Origin of the sequence: Croceicoccus bisphenolivorans (genome assembly GCF_001634625.1) — a bacterium.
Lineage (GTDB): Bacteria > Pseudomonadota > Alphaproteobacteria > Sphingomonadales > Sphingomonadaceae > Croceicoccus > Croceicoccus bisphenolivorans.
Window position 1 is genome coordinate 211,765 of sequence record NZ_LRSE01000006.1, and the last position, 20,673, is coordinate 232,437.

Annotated in this window: 20 protein-coding genes; 9 read left to right on the plus strand and 11 right to left on the minus strand. The window is 62.5% G+C overall.

Annotated elements, in window-relative coordinates; genetic code table 11:
* The first annotated feature begins 202 nt into the window (after positions 1-202).
* The 3 genes from A7A77_RS08905 to A7A77_RS08915 are packed head-to-tail and all read left to right on the plus strand — an operon-like array spanning position 203 to position 2,877.
* Entirely contained in the window at positions 203-1,165 is a 963-nt protein-coding gene (locus tag A7A77_RS08905; RefSeq protein WP_066556403.1) for an ABC transporter ATP-binding protein, read from the plus strand.
* On the plus strand, positions 1,162-1,935 hold the full coding sequence (locus A7A77_RS08910) for an ABC transporter permease (protein WP_066556405.1): 774 nt from the start codon (positions 1,162-1,164) through the stop codon (positions 1,933-1,935). Before A7A77_RS08905 ends, A7A77_RS08910 begins: the two co-directional genes overlap by 4 nt.
* Positions 1,936-1,953: 18 nt before the next feature.
* Entirely contained in the window at positions 1,954-2,877 is a 924-nt protein-coding gene (locus A7A77_RS08915; RefSeq protein WP_066556408.1) for a DUF481 domain-containing protein, read from the plus strand.
* Between the two features lie 14 nt (positions 2,878-2,891).
* Here the strand turns inward: A7A77_RS08915 and A7A77_RS08920 are convergent, their stop codons facing one another.
* Complete coding sequence (locus tag A7A77_RS08920; RefSeq protein WP_066556582.1) at positions 2,892-3,653, minus strand: TSUP family transporter; 762 nt, start codon at positions 3,651-3,653, stop codon at positions 2,892-2,894.
* A gap of 116 nt (positions 3,654-3,769) precedes the next feature.
* On the opposite strand from A7A77_RS08920, the gene tgt reads away from it, so the two are divergent.
* A complete protein-coding gene (tgt, locus tag A7A77_RS08925) occupies positions 3,770-4,897 on the plus strand; it encodes a tRNA guanosine(34) transglycosylase Tgt (RefSeq protein WP_066556409.1) in 1,128 nt (375 codons plus the stop codon).
* 3 nt (positions 4,898-4,900) lie between these two features.
* Here the strand turns inward: tgt and A7A77_RS08930 are convergent, their stop codons facing one another.
* Together A7A77_RS08930 and rpsD are read right to left on the minus strand one after the other, a co-directional pair.
* A complete protein-coding gene (locus A7A77_RS08930) occupies positions 4,901-5,089 on the minus strand; it encodes a hypothetical protein (protein WP_066556590.1) in 189 nt (62 codons plus the stop codon).
* 133 nt (positions 5,090-5,222) lie between these two features.
* Complete coding sequence (gene rpsD, locus A7A77_RS08935) at positions 5,223-5,837, minus strand: 30S ribosomal protein S4 (RefSeq protein WP_066556411.1); 615 nt, start codon at positions 5,835-5,837, stop codon at positions 5,223-5,225.
* 248 nt (positions 5,838-6,085) lie between these two features.
* On the opposite strand from rpsD, the gene A7A77_RS08940 reads away from it, so the two are divergent.
* Positions 6,086-6,409, plus strand: coding sequence for a chorismate mutase (locus A7A77_RS08940; protein ID WP_066556413.1), 324 nt, complete (start codon positions 6,086-6,088; stop codon positions 6,407-6,409).
* 8 nt (positions 6,410-6,417) lie between these two features.
* Here A7A77_RS08940 and A7A77_RS08945 read toward each other — a convergent pair whose 3' ends face one another.
* The 5 genes from A7A77_RS08945 to rpiB are packed head-to-tail and all read right to left on the minus strand — an operon-like array spanning position 6,418 to position 9,569.
* Complete coding sequence (locus A7A77_RS08945; protein WP_066556415.1) at positions 6,418-7,140, minus strand: RNA methyltransferase; 723 nt, start codon at positions 7,138-7,140, stop codon at positions 6,418-6,420.
* Positions 7,141-7,146: 6 nt separating this feature from the next.
* Entirely contained in the window at positions 7,147-7,608 is a 462-nt protein-coding gene (gene nrdR, locus A7A77_RS08950; protein ID WP_066556417.1) for a transcriptional regulator NrdR, read from the minus strand.
* Between the two features lie 10 nt (positions 7,609-7,618).
* A complete protein-coding gene (locus tag A7A77_RS17815) occupies positions 7,619-7,780 on the minus strand; it encodes a hypothetical protein (protein WP_156500489.1) in 162 nt (53 codons plus the stop codon).
* A 10-nt stretch (positions 7,781-7,790) separates the two neighbouring features.
* Positions 7,791-9,086, minus strand: coding sequence for a serine hydroxymethyltransferase (gene glyA / locus A7A77_RS08955; protein WP_066556418.1), 1,296 nt, complete (start codon positions 9,084-9,086; stop codon positions 7,791-7,793).
* A gap of 45 nt (positions 9,087-9,131) precedes the next feature.
* The gene (gene rpiB, locus A7A77_RS08960) at positions 9,132-9,569 is read right to left on the minus strand and encodes a ribose 5-phosphate isomerase B (protein WP_066556592.1); all 438 of its coding nucleotides are present in this window, start codon (positions 9,567-9,569) and stop codon (positions 9,132-9,134) included.
* A gap of 176 nt (positions 9,570-9,745) precedes the next feature.
* On the opposite strand from rpiB, the gene A7A77_RS08965 reads away from it, so the two are divergent.
* The gene (locus A7A77_RS08965) at positions 9,746-11,053 is read left to right on the plus strand and encodes a flavin-dependent oxidoreductase (protein ID WP_066556419.1); all 1,308 of its coding nucleotides are present in this window, start codon (positions 9,746-9,748) and stop codon (positions 11,051-11,053) included.
* A 101-nt stretch (positions 11,054-11,154) separates the two neighbouring features.
* Here the strand turns inward: A7A77_RS08965 and rpoD are convergent, their stop codons facing one another.
* Genes rpoD through A7A77_RS08980 form a run of 3 tightly spaced genes read right to left on the minus strand, consistent with a single transcriptional unit; the run spans position 11,155 to position 15,591 of the window.
* Positions 11,155-13,197 carry an RNA polymerase sigma factor RpoD gene (gene rpoD, locus A7A77_RS08970; RefSeq protein ID WP_066556420.1) on the minus strand — a complete coding sequence of 681 codons (2,043 nt, stop codon included), beginning with the start codon at positions 13,195-13,197 and terminating at the stop codon, positions 11,155-11,157.
* A 51-nt stretch (positions 13,198-13,248) separates the two neighbouring features.
* Entirely contained in the window at positions 13,249-15,126 is a 1,878-nt protein-coding gene (gene dnaG, locus A7A77_RS08975; protein WP_066556422.1) for a DNA primase, read from the minus strand.
* 12 nt (positions 15,127-15,138) lie between these two features.
* Complete coding sequence (locus tag A7A77_RS08980; RefSeq protein ID WP_066556424.1) at positions 15,139-15,591, minus strand: GatB/YqeY domain-containing protein; 453 nt, start codon at positions 15,589-15,591, stop codon at positions 15,139-15,141.
* 149 nt (positions 15,592-15,740) lie between these two features.
* Between A7A77_RS08980 and carA the strand changes: the two genes are divergently transcribed.
* Genes carA through carB form a run of 3 tightly spaced genes read left to right on the plus strand, consistent with a single transcriptional unit; the run spans position 15,741 to position 20,600 of the window.
* Positions 15,741-16,925, plus strand: coding sequence for a glutamine-hydrolyzing carbamoyl-phosphate synthase small subunit (carA, locus tag A7A77_RS08985; RefSeq protein WP_066556427.1), 1,185 nt, complete (start codon positions 15,741-15,743; stop codon positions 16,923-16,925).
* Positions 16,926-16,975: 50 nt separating this feature from the next.
* Positions 16,976-17,293, plus strand: a complete 318-nt coding sequence (locus tag A7A77_RS08990; protein ID WP_066556429.1) for a hypothetical protein — start codon at positions 16,976-16,978, stop codon at positions 17,291-17,293.
* The gene (gene carB, locus A7A77_RS08995; protein WP_066556431.1) at positions 17,277-20,600 is read left to right on the plus strand and encodes a carbamoyl-phosphate synthase large subunit; all 3,324 of its coding nucleotides are present in this window, start codon (positions 17,277-17,279) and stop codon (positions 20,598-20,600) included. Before A7A77_RS08990 ends, carB begins: the two co-directional genes overlap by 17 nt.
* Positions 20,601-20,673 lie beyond the last annotated feature (73 nt).

Consider the following 20,673-nt stretch of genomic DNA (forward strand, 5'->3'; position numbering starts at 1 on the left):
GCCCGCGTCGGATGACGGCGGGCCTTTCGAGTTGGAGAAGACACGAGCCGAAGGACAGCGCGTGCAAGAGCTTCATGAACGAGCCGGACGGTGCGATCATTGACTTCGGTCAATTGGTTTGCCGCACCGGCGAAGACTTTGGTGGTACGTATAAGATGATGCCGACACTTGCATTCGGCGGGCGAGGCATCACATTGCCGCGGTGCCAGAACCAATTCTCCAGATCGCCGGTCTTGAAAAAACCTATCCGGGCAGGGGCGCGGCTCCTCCGGTCAAGGCGTTGGAGAATGTCGACCTGGAAATCCGCAAGGGCGAGATCTTTGCCCTGCTCGGCCCGAACGGCGCGGGAAAGACCACGCTGATCGGCGCGGTTTGTGGGCTGGTCAGGCCGACAGGCGGCGAAATTCGCGCTTTCGGCATGAACCTTGCGCATGACTGGCGCAAGGTGCGTGCTCGCATCGGGCTGGTGCCGCAGGAAATGGCCATCGACATTTTCGATACGGTCCATCGCGCCGTCACCTATTCGCGCGGACTGTTCGGTCGTCCGTCCGATCCGGGGCGGGTGGAGGAGATTCTGCGCGCACTCAGCCTGTGGGACAAGAAGGATGCGCAGCTGCGCATGCTTTCGGGCGGCATGAAGCGACGGGTGCTGATCGCCAAGGCGCTGGCCCACGATCCCGACCTTCTGTTTCTGGACGAGCCGACCGCGGGCGTGGATGTCGAATTGCGCCGCGACATGTGGGAACAGATTGACAAGCTGCGCGACCAGGGTGTGACCATCATCCTGACCACCCATTACATCGAGGAAGCGGAAGAAATGGCCGATCGCGTCGGCGTGATCGACAAGGGTCGCATCCTGCTGGTGGACGACAAAGATACGATCATGCGCAGCCTTGGGCGGACGGAAGCCCGTTTCACGCTCGATGCCGCGCTTTCCGCCATCCCTGCGTCGCTTGCGCGTGAGGGGTTATCGCTGTCCGAAGACGGCCTTGCCCTCGTCTATCGCGGCGGCGACGGGGCAGGTGGCGGCAAACGGGCCGTGGCCGAAATCGCCCAGACTCTGGCGCGAGAGAGTATCGGCTATTCTGCGATCGACGCGCATGAATCCAGTCTGGAGGACATTTTCGTAAACCTTGTGAAGGATCGACCGGAGATCGCGGCATGATCCTCGGCTTTAATACGCGCAGTGCTGCCGCCATCTATCAGCGAGAACTGGTGCGGGCATGGCGAACCGTGTTCGGTTCGATCATTTCACCGGTGCTGACGACGTGCCTCTACTTTATCGTGTTCGGCGCGGCCATCGGCGCGCGCATGAACGAAGTGGGGGGCGTTTCCTATGGCGCGTTCATCGTGCCGGGCCTGCTGCTGCTGACGCTGCTTTCCGAGAGCACCGCGAACGGCAGTTTCGGGATCTATATGCCGCGCTTTACCGGTGCGATCTATGAACTGCTGTCCGCGCCCGTTAGCGTTGCCGAAACGCTGGTCGGTTTCGTCGGCGCGGCGGTAACCAAATCGCTCATCATCGCTGCCATCATCCTCGCCACTGCGCACCTGTTCGTGGACTATGAAATCGTCCATCCGTTCCTTGCCTTCCTTTATATCGTGCTGGTCGCATCGGCGTTCTCGCTGTTCGGCTTCATCCTCGGTCTCTGGGCCGACGGGTTTGAAAAGCTGCAGATGGTGCCGCTGCTGGTCCTCACGCCGCTGACGTTCCTTGGGGGCACGTTCTATTCGATCGACATGCTGGCAGAACCGTGGCGCACGGTCGCGCTGTTCAATCCGATCGTCTACCTCGTGAACGGGCTGCGCTGGACGTTTTTCGAGCAGTCGGACATCGCTATCGGTGTGGCGCTGGGGCTGACACTGGCGTTCCTTGCCGCGTGCATCACGGCGATCTGGTGGATTTTCCGGACGGGTTGGCGTCTGCGCGAATGATTGCTAGCGGGCGGGGCCATGAAGTTTCCGACCCTGCCCGCGCTCGCCCTTCCTGTCGCATTTTCCCTTTCGGCTACTGCCCATGCAGAACTGCCCGATGCTGTCGTCAAGATGATCGAGGCCGCGGAAAGCACCGGCGATCCGAAGCAGGTTGCCGCTGTCCACGCCGCTGCGGCCAAGGCTTTTCCCGAAGAGGGAGCGGCAATTGCCGCGATCAAGGCGGACTGGAACGAGCGCCTGACGCAGAAGCGCAAGGCGGAAGCCGCGCGCAAGGAAGAAGAAATCCGCACCGCCGGCCTGCTCGACCGTTGGGAAGGAAAGGGCGAGCTTGGCGCACTGCGCAGCACCGGCAACAGCAGCGATGTCGGCCTCACCGCTTCGCTGGCACTGGCGCGGATCGGGATCGACTGGCGCCACAAGTTCAAGGCTCAGGCCGATTATCAGCGCACCGATGGCGAAACCACGCGTGAACGCTTTCTTGCCGCTTACGAACCCAGCATCGACATCGCCGACAGCGCCTTCGTTTATGGTCTTGCACAGGCCGAGCGCGACCGGGTTCAGGGCATCCGTTCGCGCTATTCGCTGTCAGGCGGCCTGGGCTATCGGGTTTTCGACCGCGAAGACGTGAAGCTGGCGATCAAGGCAGGTCCTGCATGGCGCAGCAGCTCTCTGGTCGATGAAGAGGATGAACGCTATCTGGCAGGTTTGGGCGCTCTAGATCTCGACTGGAAGTTTGCGCGCAACATCACTTTCACACAGAACGCATCGGCCTTCGTCCAGAAGGAGAACAGCACGTTCACGAGCCTGACGGGGTTGCAGGCCGGCATCGGCGGGGGCTTTTCGGCGCGGCTGTCCTACTTGGTCGAGCATGAAACCAGCCCGCCCGACGATGCGGTGAAAACCGACACGCTTTCGCGCGTCACCCTGATTTACGACTTCTGACTGCTACCGCCGGATCAGGCGGGGAAGAACCAGTTGTAGAGCAGTTTTGCCGTCAGCAGCAGGCTGATTGTCACGAGCAGCGGGCGGATCACTTTTGCGCCGTGCTTCACCGCGAAGCGCGATCCCAGCCACGATCCGGTCATCGATCCGCATGCCATCGCGATGCCAAGCATCCAGATCACCTTGCCGCCCAGCGCGAAAACAAGCACGGCGGCAAGGTTCGTACACATGTTGAACAGCTTGGCATGGCCGGTGGCACTGGTCAGCCCTTCGCCGCGCAGGCCGACCAGAGAGGCCGCGAAAAAGCTGCCGGTGCCGGGGCCGAAAAACCCGTCGTAGAACCCGATGGAACCGGCCACGGGGGCATAGCCCTTGCGCGAGAGTACCTCGTGCGATTTGGAGTCATCCATGCGCGGCGAGAAGATCACATAGGCCGCAACGCCCATCAATAACAGCGGCACGACAAGGTTCAGCACCCGCACCGATATCTGCTGTACAAGCAGCGAACCGACCGCCGCGAAGGTAAATGCGATCAGCGCCAGCCACTTCTCCTTGCGCCATTCGACAAGCCCCGCGTGCGCATAGTTGCGGAACGCCATCGACGTTCCCGCCACCGACTGTACCTTGTTTGTGCCCAATGCCAGTTGCGGCGGCAGTCCGGCAAACAGCAGGGTCGGCATCATGACCAGTCCGCCGCCGCCGGCAACCGCATCCAGAAAGCCGGTGAAGACAGCGACAAGGGTGAGGGCGGCAATGACCCAGAGTTCGATTTCCATGGCCACGCCATAGCGCCATTCTCGCAGCAGGTAAGCCGCTCTTTCAGCCTGCGTCGATGCTAAGCTGCCGAAGCACTGGCGCATGGCGTTGCGACCCGCTAGGGCGCGGGCCAGCCATGACCCGTTTCCAGTTTTCCATCGCCGCACGCGACGGCAAGGCCCGCACCGGCACGATCTCGATGTTGCGCGGGGAAATCCGCACGCCCGCGTTCATGCCGGTGGGCACTGCAGCGACAGTGAAGGCCATGAAGGTGGAGGACGTGCGCAATACGGGTGCGGATATCATCCTTGGCAACACATACCACCTGATGCTGCGTCCGGGAGCCGAACGCGTGGCGCGGCTTGGCGGATTGCACAAGTTCATGGGCTGGGATCGCCCGATCCTGACCGACAGCGGCGGCTATCAGGTGATGAGCCTGTCCGACCTTCGCAAGATTACCGAGGAAGGCGTGAGCTTCCGCAGCCATCTCGATGGTTCGAGACACATGCTGACGCCGGAACGCAGCATGGAGATCCAGCGACTGCTCGGTTCCGACATCGTTATGGCTTTCGACGAATGCCCGCGCGCGGACCAGCCCCGTGACGTGATTGCGCAGTCGATGGAAATGTCGATGCGCTGGGCGAAACGCAGCCGCGACGGTTTCGACAGCGGAGCGGAGCATGCGGCACGCTCTGCCCTGTTTGGCATCCAGCAGGGCGCTCTGGACGAGGAACTGCGCGGTATCTCTGCGCAGAAGCTGACCGAAATCGGCTTCGACGGCTATGCGATCGGCGGGCTTGCCGTGGGTGAGGGGCAGGAGGCGATGTTCGCCACGCTGGACTTCGCGCCGGGGCAGTTGCCGGACGACAGGCCGCGATACCTGATGGGTGTGGGCAAGCCCGACGATCTTGTCGGTGCGGTCGAACGCGGGGTCGACATGTTCGATTGCGTGTTACCCAGCCGTTCGGGCCGAAACGGGCAGGCGTTTACGTGGAACGGGCCACTGAACATTCGCAATGCACGGTTCGCGGAAGATACCGATCCGCTGGACGATCGTTGCTCATGCCCGACATGCGGCAAGTATTCCCGCGCCTACCTGCACCATCTCGTGCGTGCGGGCGAGATTTTGGGCGCGATGCTGATGACGGAGCACAACCTCTCGTTCTACCAGCAGCTGATGCAGGGCATGCGCGATGCGATTGTGCAAGGGCGCTTCGCCGCTTTCGCAGCCGGCTTCCGGCGCGATTACAATTCCGGCAAATAGCGCTCAGGCCGCCAGCGGCCTGTCTCCATCAGGAGCGCCGCGCACCTGTAGCTGCGTATCGCGATACTTGTAGAACTCTCCGCTCGCCTTGTCGTAGTAGCCCGCACCGATCGCGCAGGCCTGCTTCATCGCCACGGCGAGATCGGGGTACCACTTGCCTTTGTTTTTCGGGGTAATGAATCGGTATTGCATAGTGCCGGGATAATGCCCGAACCGGCCTCTCGGTTCCCGCCGCAACACTCTGATACGATTGAAAATTCGCCACCAACGAAAAAGGGCGGGAAGACCCGCCCTTTTCCTTGATTTCGTGCGGTTTCCCGACCGGTCAGCGCGAGTAGAACTCGACGACCAGGTTCGGTTCCATGCGGACCGGATAGGGCACTTCGTCCAGCGTCGGAACGCGGGTGAAGGTCACCTTGTCGTTGCCGTCGGTCGAAACGTAGTCGGGGATCTCGCGCTCGGGCAGGCTCTGCGCTTCGATGATCAGCGCCATTTCCTTGGCCTTGGTGCCCAGGCTGATGACGTCGCCAACGCGGATGCGGCGCGACGGGATGTTGCACTTCACGCCGTTCACGAGGATGTGCCCGTGGTTGACGATCTGGCGGGCCGAGAACACTGTCGGCGCGAACTTGGCGCGATAGACGACCATGTCGAGGCGCTGTTCCAGCAGACCGATGAGGTTCTGGCTGGTATCGCCCTTCATCTTCGATGCTTCGATGTAGGTGCGCTTGAACTGCTTCTCGGTCACGTCGCCGTAGTAGCCCTTGAGCTTCTGCTTGGCGCGCAGCTGCAGGCCATAGTCGCTCATCTTGCTCTTGCGGCGCTGGCCGTGCTGGCCGGGGCCGTAGGAACGCTTGTTGACCGGGCTGTTCGGGCGGCCCCAGATGTTCTCGCCCATGCGACGGTCAAGTTTATGCTTGGCGCTGGTGCGCTTCGTCATCGTATGCTCCAATATGCTGTCCCCGCCACCACGGCAGGGCCCAAAGCCCGGCATCGCACCGACTGGCCTTCTGCCAGCCGCGGCCACCGCTTCACCGGGGTGCGGGACCTATCGGGCGCGAACCTGTAGCAGGCCCGTCCGACGTGGATGCGCGCGGTTAGGCGGAATGCGGGATGAAGTCAAGCAGGGCGGGTATTCGCGCAACCATGGCTCGACATCGGGCCCGATACGGTGCAGAGCCGCCGCCCATGACTGACACGACAGATGCAACGATCAAACGGGCGCAAGATTGCGAAACAATGACCGAAGTGCGCGCCGGCGTCGATGCGACGGACAGGGCGCTGATGGAGCTTCTGTCGGTTCGTTTCGGCTATATGCGCGCCGCTGCCCGCATCAAACAAAGCCGCGATGCCGTTCGTGACGAGGATCGCAAGCAGGCTGTGATCGATGCGGCAAAGGCTGCGGCGCTGGAAAATGGAGTTCCGGTCGGGTTCGTGGCCCTTGCGTGGGAAGAGCTGGTCGAAACCTCGATCGCCTATGAACTGGAAGAGTGGGAGCGGCTGCGCGCCTGATCTTCCGGTCAGTCCTTGTCTGACCGACCCAGTGCCGAAAGCACGCCGCGCATGGTGCGCACTTCCAGATGGTTCCAGCCCGGCTTGGTCAGCATGTTGCGCAAGGTGCGTTTGGTGGCCGCAGTCCGGCTTTCCGGGAAGAAGTAGCCCTTCGGCTCCAGCAGGGCTTCCATCTGGGCGATCATGCCGTCCAGTTCCACTTGCGGGGCAGGGGGCAGGATTTCCTCTTGCGTCGGTTGTTGCAGGCTCTCGCGGCTCGCGGCGGTCTTTGACCATTCGTAGGCCATGAGGATCACGGCCTGCGCCAGATTGAGCGAGCCGAATTCCGGATTGATCGGCACGGTCACGATATTGCGCGCAACTGCCACGTCGTCGGTTTCCAGACCCGAACGTTCCGGCCCGAAAAGGATCGCGTGGCGGCCTTGTGCGGTGGTCATCTCCCGCGCGGCTTCCTCCGGGGTCAGGACCGGCTTGGTGACACCGCGCTTGCGTACGGTGGTCGCGTGGACGTGCTCGCAATCGGCGACCGCGTCCGCGACCGTTTCGAACACCTTGGCCTGTTCAAGCACGATGTCGGCGCCGCTGGCGGCGGGGCCTGCACTGGGGTTGGGCCAGCCGTCACGCGGGGAGACGAGGCGCATTTCGGTGAGCCCGAAATTCAGCATCGCGCGCGCGGCCTTGCCGATATTTTCGCCCAATTGCGGGCGCACGAGGACGATCACGGGGTTCACTCGGCGTCAGTCCTTGGCCGCGTCGCGCACGGTTTCGGCAAATTGCGCGAAGTCCTGTGCCTCGCTGAATTCGCGGTAGACGCTGGCGAAGCGGATATAGGCAACGGGATCGAGTTGGCGCAGGCCTTCCATCACCATCTCGCCGATTTCGGCAGAGGCGATTTCGCTGTCGCCGCGCGTTTCGATCTGGCGCTGTACGCCCGACACCAGCCTATCGATCCGGTCCTGCTCGATCCCGCGCTTGCGGCAAGCGAGATTGACCGCATGCTCCAGCTTCAGCCGTTCGAACGGTTCGCGGCGCTCTCCGCTTTTCAACACGAAGATTTCGCGCAGCTGGATACGTTCGAACGTGGTGAAGCGCGCGCCGCAGCCTTCGCACTGGCGGCGGCGGCGGATGGCCGAAGCATCCTCGGCGGGGCGCGAGTCCTTTACCTGGCTCGAATCATGGGCGCAGAAGGGACAGCGCAAATCGTCTCTCTCAGATCTTTCCCTTGGCCTTTGCGTAGCCAAGTCCGCCACCCACGGCTGCCCCGATCAGCGGGCCGACAAAGGGGACGGGGATCGCGATCAGCGCACCGATTGCGCCCCATTTGAGGGCGGTCTTCGTCTCTGGCGACATCTGGCTGCCGTTTTCGGCCATGTAGAACTCCTTAGCTGTAGATCGGGAATCGATCGCACAGCTCTTCGACGCGCTGGCGCACGTTCTGTTCCACTTGCGCGTCACCTTCCTCGCCGCAGCGGGCGAGACCGTCGAGAACGTCGGCGACCATGTGGCCGATTGCGCGGAACTCTTCGACGCCGAAACCGCGGGTCGTGCCGGCGGGCGAACCCACGCGGATGCCGCTCGTCTTCGTCGGCGGCAGCGGGTCGTTCGGGATGCCGTTCTTGTTGCAGGTGATGCCCGCACGCTCCAGCGCCTCGTCAGCGTCCTTGCCGGTAACGCCCAGCGGGGTGAGGTCGATCAGCGCGAGGTGGGTGTCGGTGCCGCCCGAAACGATCTCCGCCCCGCGCTCTTTCAGCGTCGCGGCGAGGACCTGTGCGTTCTCGACGACCTTCCGGGCGTAGTCCTTGAACTCGGGACGCAGCGCTTCACCGAAGGCCACGGCCTTGGCAGCGATGACATGCATCAGCGGGCCGCCCTGAAGCCCGGGGAAGACGGCCGAGTTGATCTTCTTGGCCAGCGCCTCGTCGTTTGTAAGGATCATGCCTGCACGCGGGCCACGCAGCGTCTTGTGCGTCGTCGTCGTCGCGATGTGGGCGTGCGGGAAGGGCGAGGGGTGGACGCCAGCGGCGACAAGCCCTGCGAAGTGCGCCATGTCGACGTGCAGCAGCGCGCCGACGGAATCGGCAATCGCGCGCATGCGGGCAAAGTCGATGATGCGCGGATAGGCGCTGCCGCCCGCGATGATCAGCTTGGGCTGATGCTCCTTGGCCAGCGCCTCGACCGCGTCATAGTCGATGAGGTGCGTGTCGGGCGTAACACCGTACTGCACGGCGTTGAACCACTTGCCCGAAAGCGCAGGGCGAGCACCGTGGGTGAGGTGGCCGCCTGCATCGAGGCTCATGCCCATGATCGTGTCGCCGGGCTTAACCGTGGCGAGCAGAACCGCGCCGTTGGCCTGCGCGCCCGAGTGCGGCTGCACGTTGGCGAACCCGCAATCGAACAACTGCTTCGCACGCTCGATCGCCAGCGTCTCGACTGCGTCCGAGGGAGCGCAGCCCTGATAATAGCGCTTGCCGGGATAGCCTTCGGCGTACTTGTTGGTCAGTACCGAACCCTGCGCTTCCAGCACCGCCTTGGAGACGATGTTTTCCGAAGCGATCAGTTCGATCTGCTTGCGTTCACGCGTCATTTCGGCGTCGATCGCCTTTGCGATGGCCGGATCGGTCGCGGCCAGATCGTCGGTGAAGAAGCCGGGGGCGCGGATGATGGTTTCGGTGGTCATGATCGGGCCTTCGCTAAAGGGAGGGGCGCTAAAGGGAGGGGGCTCTCAGCAAGCGGGGTTGGAAAGCTTGTCGACGCGGGCGGCGTGGCGGCCTCCGCCGAACTCGGTCGATAGGAATGCGTCGAGGCAGGCCTTGGCCATGTCGATGCCGGTCAGCCGCGCGCCCATGGCGATGACGTTCGCGTCGTTGTGTTCGCGGGCAAGCGCTGCCGAAAGCGGTTCCGATACCAGCGCGGCGCGGCATTTCGGATCGCGGTTCACGGCGATGGAAATGCCGATGCCCGATCCGCACAGCGCGACGCCGTATTCCACCGTGCCGTCCGCGACGACCGAAGCGAGTTTGTAACCATAGTCGGGATAATCGACCCGGTCGGCCGTTTCAGGGCCGAGATCCGCGACTTCATGGCCCTGATCGATCAGGTATTCGCGAAGTTCCGCCTTCAGGTCGACGGCGGCGTGATCGGAAGCGATGGCAATCTTCATGTGCGCGCCCATAATGCCTCTTTTCCGGCACTGCCACACCTAAATCCCCCGTTAGATGCGAAATACCGGGTTCTGGCGTTCGGGCGGGCAACGATTGTCAATTCGCAGATCAGACGCTAGTGGCCGCGCCACTTCAGTCGCCGTATCGTATAGCGGAGCAGAGGATCGGAAACTGCGTGCTTGAAGAACGGGTTTTGATTGCCGGAGGTGGCATTGGCGGCTTGGTCCAGGCGCTGACCCTGCACCAGATCGGCGTGCCCTGCCTTGTTCTGGAAGGCGTCAGGGATATCAAGCCGCTGGGCGTGGGCATCAACTTGCAGCCGAACGCAGTGCGCGAACTCGAAGACCTCGGCATCGGCGAGGCAGAGCTTGACGCAGTGGGCATTCCCGCGCGCGAATGGGCGCTGGTCGGACTGAACGGGCGCGAGGTCTATTCTGAGCCGCGCGGCAAATTCGCAGGGTACGATTGGCATCAATATGCCGTCCACCGCGGTCGGTTCCACATGATGCTTTATCGTACGGTTCTCGACCGGCTTGGCCCCGAATCGGTTCTGCTGGGGCACCGGGTTACCGGATACACCAAGCGGGATGACGGCACGGTCAGCGTGACTGTCCAGACAGCGGAGGGCGAGCGCAAGGAAATTGGTGGCTCGCTGTTGATTGGTGCGGATGGCATCCATTCGGCGATCCGGGCGCAGATGCATCCCGATCAGGCGCCTATCCGCTGGGGCGGGACGATCATGTGGCGCGGAACGGCGCGTGCGGTGCCGATCCGGACGGGATCGTCGTTCGTCGGCCTCGGCACCGATCGTCACCGCGTGGTCCTCTATCCGATTTCCGCCCCTGACGAGGACGGGTTGGCCGACATCAACTGGATCGCCGAACAGACGTTCGACACAGACCATGACTGGCAGAAGTCCGGCTGGTTCCGCGAAGCCCGGCTTGAGGACTTTGCAGACCAGTTTTCCGGCTTCGTCTACGATTGGCTCGATCTGCCCGACCTCTTGCGCAAGAGCGAGGTCGTTTACGAGAACCCGATGATCGATCGCGATCCGATCCCGACATGGGTTGACGGGCCGGTTGCGCTGATGGGCGATGCCGCGCATCCGATGTACCCCACGGGATCGAACGGGGCGTCGCAGGCGATCATGGATGCGCGGGCTATCGGGGCGTTGATGCTGAAACATGGCGTCACGACACAGAGCCTGCGCGCATATGACGACGCCTATTGCGATGCCATCGGCAAGGTTGCGTTGCGCAATCGCGGGGCAGGGCCATTCGGCCTGTTGCGCATTGTAGAGGATCGTTGCGAAGGCATCTTCGAGAATATCGACGATGTGATTTCGCAGGAAGAACGGCAGCAGTTCATGCTGGCCTACCAGAAGGCTGCTGGATTTGCGAAGGACCAGCTGAACGGCTCGCCCCATACCATCGCGCCGGGCGTGCAGGTGGCGGAGGCGAAAGTGCCCGGTTCCTGCGTCTGATCACCGGCTAACGCCTGCGTTGGACGTTGGTTAGCAGATCGACTGTTCCGGCCGAACCGCTCAAACAAAAAACCCCGCCGTAACTGGCGGGGTTTTTCGTCTTACTGGTCGAGGAAGCTGCGCATCTTGCGGCTCCGGCTCGGGTGCTTGAGTTTCCTCAGCGCCTTTGCCTCGATCTGGCGGATACGTTCGCGCGTAACGCTGAACTGCTGGCCGACTTCCTCCAGCGTGTGATCGGTATTCATGCCGATGCCGAAACGCATGCGGAGCACGCGCTCCTCACGCGGGGTAAGCGAGGCGAGGACGCGGGTGACCGTTTCCTTGAGGTTCGCTTGGATCGCGGCATCCACCGGAATGATCGCGTTCTTGTCCTCGATGAAATCGCCGAGGTGCGAATCCTCCTCGTCACCGATCGGCGTTTCGAGGGAGATCGGTTCCTTGGCGATCTTCATCACCTTGCGAACCTTTTCGAGCGGCATCGACAGACGCTCTGCCATTTCCTCGGGCGTGGGCTCGCGGCCCTGCTCGTGCAGGAACTGGCGCGAAGTGCGAACCAGCTTGTTGATCGTCTCGATCATGTGGACCGGGATACGGATCGTGCGCGCCTGGTCCGCGATCGAGCGGGTGATCGCCTGACGGATCCACCATGTCGCGTAAGTCGAGAACTTGTAGCCGCGGCGATACTCGAACTTGTCGACCGCCTTCATCAGGCCGATGTTGCCTTCCTGGATCAGGTCCAGGAACTGCAGGCCGCGGTTCGTGTACTTCTTCGCGATGGAAATCACGAGACGCAGGTTCGCCTCGACCATTTCCTTCTTCGCGATACGGGCCTCGCGCTCCGCCTTCTGCACCATGTTCACGATGCGGCGGAATTCGTGCAGCGCCATGCCGGTCTGCGACGCGATGTCGGCGATCTCCGCACGGATCCGTTCGACAGCGTCGGCTTCCTTCTCGGCGAAGGCGGCCCATTTCTTGTCCTTCTTCGCAACAGTGGCCAGCCACGTGTCGTCGAGCTCGGAACCGACATATTCCTCAAGGAATTCGGCGCGCTTCACCTTGTGCCGTTCGGCAAGGCGCAGCATCTGGCCGCCAAGCGCGGTCAGGCGGCGGTTGAAGGCGTAGAGGTTGTCGACAAGGAACTCGATCTTCGTCGCGTGGAACTGCACCGATTCGACTTCGGCGGTCAGCTCTTCGCGCAGCGATTCGTACTTGTCTTCCTTTGACTTGGCGAAGTTCTCGCCCCGGCCCATCGCCTCGACGCGTTCTTCCTGCAGCTTCTCGAAGCTTCGAAAGAGCTTGGTGATGCGGGCAAAGCGTTCGAGGGCATCGGGCTTCAGCGCCGCTTCCATCTGGGCGAGCGAGAGGGTGTTGTCCTCATCGTCGTCGTCCTGCCGGCGGCGCGAGGAGCCTTCCTCGCCGTCTTCGCCGTCCTCGTTGTTTTCTTCTTCCTCGTCGTCGTCATCGTCCTCCTTGTAGGAGGGGCCGGCGGTCTCTTCAGAAATCTCGCCATCGCCTTCGTCGTCGTCGGTGAGGTTTTCGGGCGCGGGTTCCTTGGAAAGCATCGCGTCGAGATCGAGAATCTCGCGCAGCTGCATTTCTTCGTTGTTGAGCGCTTCGGACCACTGGATGATGGCGTGGAAGGTGATCGGGCTTTCGCAAAGGCCCATGATCATCATGTCGCGACCGGCCTCGATCCGCTTGGCGATGGCGATTTCGCCCTCGCGGCTCAGCAGTTCGACTGCGCCCATCTCGCGCAGGTACATGCGCACGGGATCGTCCGTGCGCTCGATCGTTTCCTTCTTCTTCGCAGGCGCCTTGTTCGCCGTGGCGCCGGAAGCAGGGCCGTCGTCGTCCGAGTTGTCGTCGTCGTCGCCGATCTCGTCGGGGCCGCCGTCCTCGTTGTCGCCGTCGCTTTCGGAATCGTCATCGCTTTCGACGATGTTGACGCCCATTTCGCTGATCGCGGCCATGATGTCCTCAATCTGCTCGGAAGACATCTGGTCCTGCGGCAGGGCCTCGTTCAGTTCGTCATACGTGATGACGCCGCGCTTCTTCGCGCGGGCGATCAGTTTCTTGATGGAGGCTTCGTTGAGATCGATCAGCGGAGCATCGCCGCTTTCGTTCTTTTCGCTCGTCGTCGCCATATGCCGTTCTGGTATCCCGTAATCCGTGTCGTCAGCCCGAAGATATGGTCTTCACGTGGCCGACGCGTTCGCGCGCGTTGCCGCCATTTGCATGAGGCGGCGTTCAAATTCCAGCTTTCTCTTCAGCAAACGCTGCTGTTCTGCGTAAGCCCCTTCCGGATCTTCCGCAAAACGCGCCGTCGCCTCGGCCAATGCAATCTCGATCGCCGGCTTTTCAACCAGCAACTCGATCGCCTGAACCAGTTCTCGCGTGGCCTCGGGCTCGCCTGGTTGATCGGACAGAAAGGCAAATTTCATGCCGCCGATCGATTCCCTGTCGGGTAGGGCCAGACCACGTTCCTGCAATATGGCTGCAACATCGGTGGTTTCAAGCGGCTGCGAATCGATTTCAACCGCGAATTTGCGCGTTTCGGCCACTTCCAGCATCGCATCGAGCAGCAGGGCCTGTCCGCGATCCTCCGGATGGAGGCCTGCAAGGCGTTCGCCTTCCTCTGCAATCGTCTTCGGGAAACGGGCAAGGCCGACAAGCAGGGCCGATATCATGCGGCTTCGCACAGCAGCCGGCGTCAGCTGTCGCAACCGGTCTGACGGAGCGGTGAAGGTTGTCCGCTGGTCGAACCGTGCGCGGCCTTTCTGGAACGCGGGTTTTTCGCGTGGCGGGCGCGGCGGGAATGCGAAAGCGCCATAGCGATCGAGCAGTTCGCGGCGGTAGAGCGACCTGATGTCGGGGTTCTGTATCGTCTCGGTATGGTCGATCAGCCGCGCTTTCAGTCCCGCCTTGTCTTCCGGCGTGCGCAGGGGGAGGGCATCGCGCTCGAATCGCCAGATCGCATCGACCAGCGTTTCACCCTTCGACAGCAGCGCCGACATGGCCTGCGCCCCGTCACGGCGGATCAGGTCGTCGGGGTCCAGCCCTTCTGGCAGAGTGACGATCGACAGCGAATGTCCGGGTTTCAACATCGGCAATGCGCGGGCAATGGCCCGCAGCGCCGCGCGCTGGCCCGCCGAATCGCCATCGAAGCAGAGCACTGGGACCGGCACGAGCCGCCAGATCAGTTCCAGCTGGTTCTCGGTCAGCGCAGTGCCCATCGGCGCGACCGCTTCGCCCATGCCCGCGCCGGCCAGCGCGATGACGTCCATGTAGCCTTCGACCACCACGATCCTGTCCGACTGGCGCGAGGCAGCGGCGGCGCGGTGCAGGTTGTAGAGCGTGCGCCCCTTGTCGAAGACCGGCGAGTCCGGACTGTTCAGGTATTTCGGCGCATTGGGAACATCCGCCAGAATACGCCCGCCGAATGCGATCACGCGTCCGCGCCGGTCTTGAATCGGCAGCATCAATCGGCCGCGGAACCGGTCGTAGGGGTCTTTCCCTTCGACATCGATCAGCAGGCCCGCCTCTATCAACATGGGCTTCGAAAAGCCTGACAGAGCTTTGGCAATGGCTCCGCGATCGTCGGGCGCATAGCCGAAGCCGAACTCGCGAATCGCTGCCGCCGATATGCCGCGCCTGTCCAGATAGGCGCGCGCCTGCGCCCCTGCGGGGGAGGCAAGGTTGTCAACGAACCATGCCTGCGCCGCCGCCATCACGTCGTGCAGCGATGCGCGCTGTTCCGCCGCCTTGGCCATGCGCGGATCGGGGGCGGGGACTTCCATCCCGGCCTCTGCCGCCAGTTCCTTCACCGCGTCCATGAAGGGCATGCCCCGCTGATCGGTCATCCAGCGGATCGCATCGCCATGCGCGCCACAACCGAAGCAGTGGTAGAAGCCCTTTTCGTCGTTGACAGTGAAGCTGGGCGTCTTCTCGTTATGGAAGGGGCAACATGCCTTCCACTCCCGCCCCGTCTTGGTCAGGCGCGTGGTGCGGCCGATCACGCCCGAAAGCGTGATCCGGCTCCGCAGTTCGTCCAGCCATTGGGGTGAGAGCGCCATCGCTCTCTGGTATTACGAAAGTGCCGCTTTGACGAGGCCGCTGGCCTTGCTCATGTCCAGCTGTGTGCCGTGGCGCGCTTTCAGCTCGGCCATGACCTTGCCCATGTCCTGCATACCCTCGGCGCCCAGTTCCGCCTTGATTGCCTGAATCGCGGCCGTGGTATCCTCCTCGCTCATCTGCTGGGGGAGGAATTCCTCGATCACGATCATCTCGGCTTCTTCGGCGGCGGCCAGTTCCTCGCGCCCGCCCTGCCGGTACATGTCGATCGATTCGCGGCGCTGCTTGACCATCTTCTGCAGCACTTCGATCACCATCGCGTCATCGTCGACCGGCTTGTCGGAGGTGCGCAGTTCGATGTCGCGATCCTTGATCTTGGCAAGGATCAGGCGAACGGCGGCAAGCCGTTCCTTGTCCTTCTCCTTCATGGCGCTGATTTGTGCTGCCTTGAGGTCGTCGCGAAGCATTTTCTGTTCTTTCTGATCGAATCCGGTGGATGCGCGGCCCTTAGCGAAAAGAAACCTGCCCGGCCACCTTGACGCTGCACCCGCACACCTCTAGCGACCGAGCCTTAGCACGCATCGCTGGAAATTTAAGATAACGGAGCGCCTATTCCATGGCCGACGCCGCCCCTTCGCACGCGCCTAAACCTAAAGACGCAACCGCCGTCATCGTCTTTGCCGACGGCCATGTCGCATGGGGACGCGGCTTTGGCGCCGTGGGTGAAGCCGTGGGCGAACTCTGCTTCAACACCTCGATGACCGGATATCAGGAAGTGATGACCGACCCGTCCTACGCGGGCCAGTTCGTCTGCTTCACTTTCCCGCATATCGGCAACGTCGGCACGAATCCCGAAGACGTGGAGGGCCTGTGCGATTCGGCACTGGGCTGCGTTGTTCGCGAGGACGTGACCGACCCGTCGAACTTCCGCGCCATGGGCGATCTGCCACAGTGGATGGCGGAAAAGGGGAAGATCGGCATCGCGGGTCTGGATACCCGCGCGCTGACCCGCCGCATCCGCATCCTCGGCGCGCCGAACGTGGTGATCGCGCATAACCCCGAAGGCAACTTCGACCTGAAGGCGCTGCACGCCAAGGCAGAGCAGTGGCCGGGGCTGGAAGGAATGGACCTTGCCAAGACGGTCGCACGTTCCTGCCATCAGGACTGGACCGGCGGGCACTGGACGCTGGGCGAGGGCTACGACCAGCCGGGCGCAGAAGGCCGCCCGCACGTCGTGGCGATGGACTTCGGTGCGAAGGACAACATTTTCCGCAACCTCGTGAAGGCGGGCGCGAAAGTCACCGTGGTTCCGGCCGAAGCCGGTTACGACGACATCATGGCGCTGAAGCCCGATGGCGTGTTCCTGTCGAACGGCCCCGGCGATCCGGCGGCGACGGGCGTTTACGCGGTTCCGGTGATCAAGCGCCTTCTGGATGCAGACGTGCCGCTGTTCGGCATCTGCCTCGGCCACCAGATGCTGGCGCTGGCCGCCGGTGCAAAGACCGCCAAGATGTTCCAGGGCCACCGCGGCGCGAACCACCCGGTCCAGCGCGTCGGCGGCGTCTGGGGCGAAACCGAAGGACTGGTCGAGATCACCAGCATGAACCATGGCTTCGCGGTGGACGGCGACACGCTACCCGACAATGTGATCGAGACGCACAAGTCGCTGTTCGACGGCACCAACTGCGGCATCGCGATTCTGGGCAAGAAGGCGTTCGGCGTTCAGTATCACCCCGAAGCTTCGCCGGGACCTCAGGACAGTTTTTACCTGTTCGAGAAGTTCGTGGGTGAGTTGGGGTGAATCGCTCGCGACTGATCTGGTTTGCGGCGGGAGCAGGGACCAGTGCAGTCGTGAGTCTGGTGGTGGCGTCGTTGGAGGAGGAGGCTGAGACGGAAAAGCCCTATCTCAGCATCTCCGAGCGAGGCCATTATCCCGACGAAGTTTATGAAGATGTCGCTGGAACTACGAGTGCCAACTTGTTGCGCAGATGTGGAGCCAAGACTTTCTACGTGAAGACCTCAAACGGTGTTGATCAGTTGCCATATTCGCTGATCCGCATCGACAAAGAGAATAATATGGCCATCCATTGTGTGCTCGAAAGAGCAAGCGAAGAAGGCCATCCGATCCATATTCAAATGATAACGGACCGCCATGCCCAAACGCACTGACATCTCGTCCATCCTCATCATCGGCGCAGGCCCGATCATTATCGGTCAGGCGTGCGAGTTCGATTATTCGGGCACGCAGGCGGTCAAGGCGCTGAAGGAAGAGGGTTACCGGGTCATCCTGGTGAACTCCAACCCCGCCACGATCATGACCGATCCGGAAATGGCCGACGCGACTTATGTCGAGCCGATCACCCCCGAATTCGTCGAGCGTGTGATCGCCAAGGAACGCCCCGATGCCCTGCTGCCCACGATGGGCGGACAGACCGCATTGAACACCGCGCTCAAGCTTTTCGAGAACGGAACGCTCGACAAGTACGGCGTGAAGATGATCGGCGCGGATGCCGATGCCATCGACAAGGCCGAAAACCGCCAGCGGTTCCGCAAGGCGATGGACGCGATCGGGCTGGAATCGGCACGCTCGGGCGTTGCCAATACGGTCGAGGAAGCCTTTGCCGTCCTTGAACACACGGGTTTGCCCTCGATCATCCGTCCGTCCTTCACGCTGGGCGGAACGGGCGGCGGCATCGCCTATAACAAGGCCGAGTTCGAGAAGATCGTCCGCGAAGGTCTCGATGCCAGCCCGACCACCGAAGTCCTCATCGAGGAATCGCTGTTGGGGTGGAAAGAGTACGAGATGGAAGTCGTCCGCGACCGCAAGGACAACTGCATCATCATCTGCTCGATCGAGAACGTGGACCCGATGGGCGTCCACACCGGCGATTCCATCACTGTCGCGCCAGCCCTGACGCTGACGGACAAGGAATACCAGATCATGCGCACCGCGTCGCTGAACGTCCTGCGCGAAATCGGCGTGGAAACAGGCGGTTCGAACGTACAGTTCGCAGTGAATCCCGCCGATGGCCGCCTGATCGTGATCGAGATGAACCCGCGCGTTTCGCGTTCCTCGGCGCTGGCATCGAAGGCAACCGGCTTCCCCATCGCGCGCGTCGCGGCAAAGCTGGCCGTGGGCTACACGCTGGACGAGATCACGAACGAGATCACCGGCGCGACGCCTGCCAGCTTCGAACCGACGATCGACTATGTCGTCACGAAAATCCCGCGCTTCGCGTTCGAGAAGTTCAAGGGCAGCCAGAACAAGCTGTCGACCGCGATGAAGTCGGTTGGCGAAGTTATGGCCATCGGCCGCAACATGAAGGAATCGCTGCAGAAGGCGCTGCGCGGTCTGGAAACGGGCCTCGACGGGTTCAACCGCGTGGAAGAGCTGGAGGGCGCGTCGAAGGACGTGCTGACCGCGCGTCTGTCCGAACGCACGCCCGAACGGCTGCTGATCGTGGCGCAGGCCTTCCGGGAAGGCATGACGCAGGACGAGATCCACGCAGTCACGCAGTACGATCCGTGGTTCCTGACCCATATCCGCCAGATCATCGAGGAAGAGGCCCGTATCGTCGAAAACGGCGTCCCCGGCGATGCCGAGGGTCTGCGCCGCCTGAAGGCTATGGGCTTTTCCGACAAGCGCCTTGCCACGCTGGCCGTCCGTTCGATCGGCGTTGCCGGCGGCATGGGCGAAACGCAGGCGAAGCGTTCGGGCCTGCTGCACGATGCGCTGAAGGCGATGGCCGGCGGCACCTCGGAAGAGGAAATCCGCAAGCTGCGCCACAAGCTGGGCGTGCGCCCTGTCTTCAAGCGCATCGACAGCTGCGCCGCCGAGTTCGAGGCGATCACGCCCTACATGTACTCGACCTACGAAGCCCCGCTGTTCGGTGAGGCGGAGAACGAGGCCGATCCTTCCTCTCGGAACAAGGTCGTCATCCTTGGCGGCGGCCCGAACCGCATCGGGCAGGGGATCGAGTTCGACTACTGCTGCTGCCACGCGTGCTTCGCGCTGGAAGATGCAGGGTTCGAGACCATCATGATCAACTGCAACCCCGAAACCGTGTCGACCGACTATGACACTTCGGACCGCCTCTATTTCGAACCGCTGACCGCAGAAGATGTGCTGGAAATCCTTGCCGTCGAAATGTCGAACGGCACGCTGGCCGGTGTCATCGTCCAGTTCGGCGGGCAGACCCCGCTGAAGCTGGCGGCAGATCTTGAAAAGGCGGGCATCCCGATCCTCGGCACCTCGCCCGACGCGATCGACCTTGCCGAAGACCGCGAACGCTTTGCCAAGCTGGTCAACAAGCTCGGCCTCAAGCAGCCCGCCAACGGCATCGCCCGCAGCCAGGAAGAAGCCCGCGGCATCGCGGCGCAGATCGGCTATCCGGTCCTGATCCGCCCGTCCTACGTCCTTGGCGGCCGCGCGATGGAGATCGTGGACAGCGAAGCGCAGCTTGACGAGTACATGGCAACTGCCGTGCGCGTTTCGGGCGATAGCCCGGTGCTGATCGACCAGTACTTGCGCGATGCCGTGGAATGCGACGTCGACGCCCTTTGCGATGGCACCGATGTGGTCGTCGCCGGCGTCATGCAGCACATCGAGGAAGCGGGCGTGCACTCGGGCGACAGCGCCTGCACCCTTCCGCCCTACAGCCTCTCCGACGACATCATCGCGGAAATGGAGCGTCAGGCCGATGCTCTTGCCCGCGCGCTGAAGGTCGTGGGCCTCATGAACATCCAGTTCGCAATCAAGGATGGCGAGGTTTATCTCATTGAGGTGAACCCGCGTGCATCGCGCACCGTGCCGTTCGTCGCCAAGGCAATCGGCGATCCGATCGCCAAGATCGCCGCGCGCGTCATGGCGGGCGAGAAGCTTGCCGACCTGCCGAAGATCAAGCGCAAGGTCGACCATATCGCGGTCAAGGAAGCCGTCTTCCCGTTCAGCCGCTTCCCCGGCACGGACCCCGTCCTCAGCCCCGAAATGAAGTCCACTGGCGAAGTCATGGGTATCGACACCGACTTCACCGCCGCCTTCATCAAGAGCCAGCTGGGCGCGGGCGCGCTTCTGCCCGAAGGGGGCGTACTGTTCGTTTCGGTGAAGGACAGCGACAAGGATCACATCCTGCCTGCGGTGAAGAAGCTGGAAGCCAACGGCTTTGCCATCATCGCGACCGGCGGGACCCAGAAGTTCCTTGCTGACAACGGCGTCAACGTCGAACGTGTGAACAAGGTTGCCGAAGGGCGCCCGCATATCGTGGACCGGATCATCGATGGCGATGTCTCGCTGATCTTCAACACGACAGAGGGGTGGCAGTCGCTGAAGGACTCCGCATCGATCCGCCAGGCCGCTCTGGAAGCAAAGGTCGCGATCTACACGACCGCTGCCGCAGCAGTGGTCGCGGCAGACGCGATTGTGGCGCAACGCGGCGGCACGCTTGAAGTACGCTCGCTTCAATCCTATTATGGCTGACTGATCGCTTTTCCCTAAAGTTCAGGATTGCCGGTCGCTCCCTGCCGCAGGGCAGGGGCGAACAGGCTCCCTG

Coding starts and splice junctions, on each gene's coding strand:
- A7A77_RS17815 (WP_156500489.1), bottom strand. CDS start 7,780: ATGGCCGAAAACGGCAGCCAGATGTCGCCAGAGACGAAGACCGCCCTC.
- glyA (WP_066556418.1), bottom strand. CDS start 9,086: ATGACCACCGAAACCATCATCCGCGCCCCCGGCTTCTTCACCGACGAT.
- carA (WP_066556427.1), top strand. CDS start 15,741: ATGGCCGACGCCGCCCCTTCGCACGCGCCTAAACCTAAAGACGCAACC.
- rpsD (WP_066556411.1), bottom strand. CDS start 5,837: ATGACGAAGCGCACCAGCGCCAAGCATAAACTTGACCGTCGCATGGGC.
- dnaG (WP_066556422.1), bottom strand. CDS start 15,126: ATGGCGCTCTCACCCCAATGGCTGGACGAACTGCGGAGCCGGATCACG.
- A7A77_RS08910 (WP_066556405.1), top strand. CDS start 1,162: ATGATCCTCGGCTTTAATACGCGCAGTGCTGCCGCCATCTATCAGCGA.
- rpiB (WP_066556592.1), bottom strand. CDS start 9,569: ATGAAGATTGCCATCGCTTCCGATCACGCCGCCGTCGACCTGAAGGCG.
- A7A77_RS08930 (WP_066556590.1), bottom strand. CDS start 5,089: ATGCAATACCGATTCATTACCCCGAAAAACAAAGGCAAGTGGTACCCC.
- tgt (WP_066556409.1), top strand. CDS start 3,770: ATGACCCGTTTCCAGTTTTCCATCGCCGCACGCGACGGCAAGGCCCGC.
- A7A77_RS08980 (WP_066556424.1), bottom strand. CDS start 15,591: ATGCTTCGCGACGACCTCAAGGCAGCACAAATCAGCGCCATGAAGGAG.
- A7A77_RS08940 (WP_066556413.1), top strand. CDS start 6,086: ATGACTGACACGACAGATGCAACGATCAAACGGGCGCAAGATTGCGAA.
- rpoD (WP_066556420.1), bottom strand. CDS start 13,197: ATGGCGACGACGAGCGAAAAGAACGAAAGCGGCGATGCTCCGCTGATC.
- carB (WP_066556431.1), top strand. CDS start 17,277: ATGCCCAAACGCACTGACATCTCGTCCATCCTCATCATCGGCGCAGGC.
- A7A77_RS08920 (WP_066556582.1), bottom strand. CDS start 3,653: ATGGAAATCGAACTCTGGGTCATTGCCGCCCTCACCCTTGTCGCTGTC.
- A7A77_RS08915 (WP_066556408.1), top strand. CDS start 1,954: ATGAAGTTTCCGACCCTGCCCGCGCTCGCCCTTCCTGTCGCATTTTCC.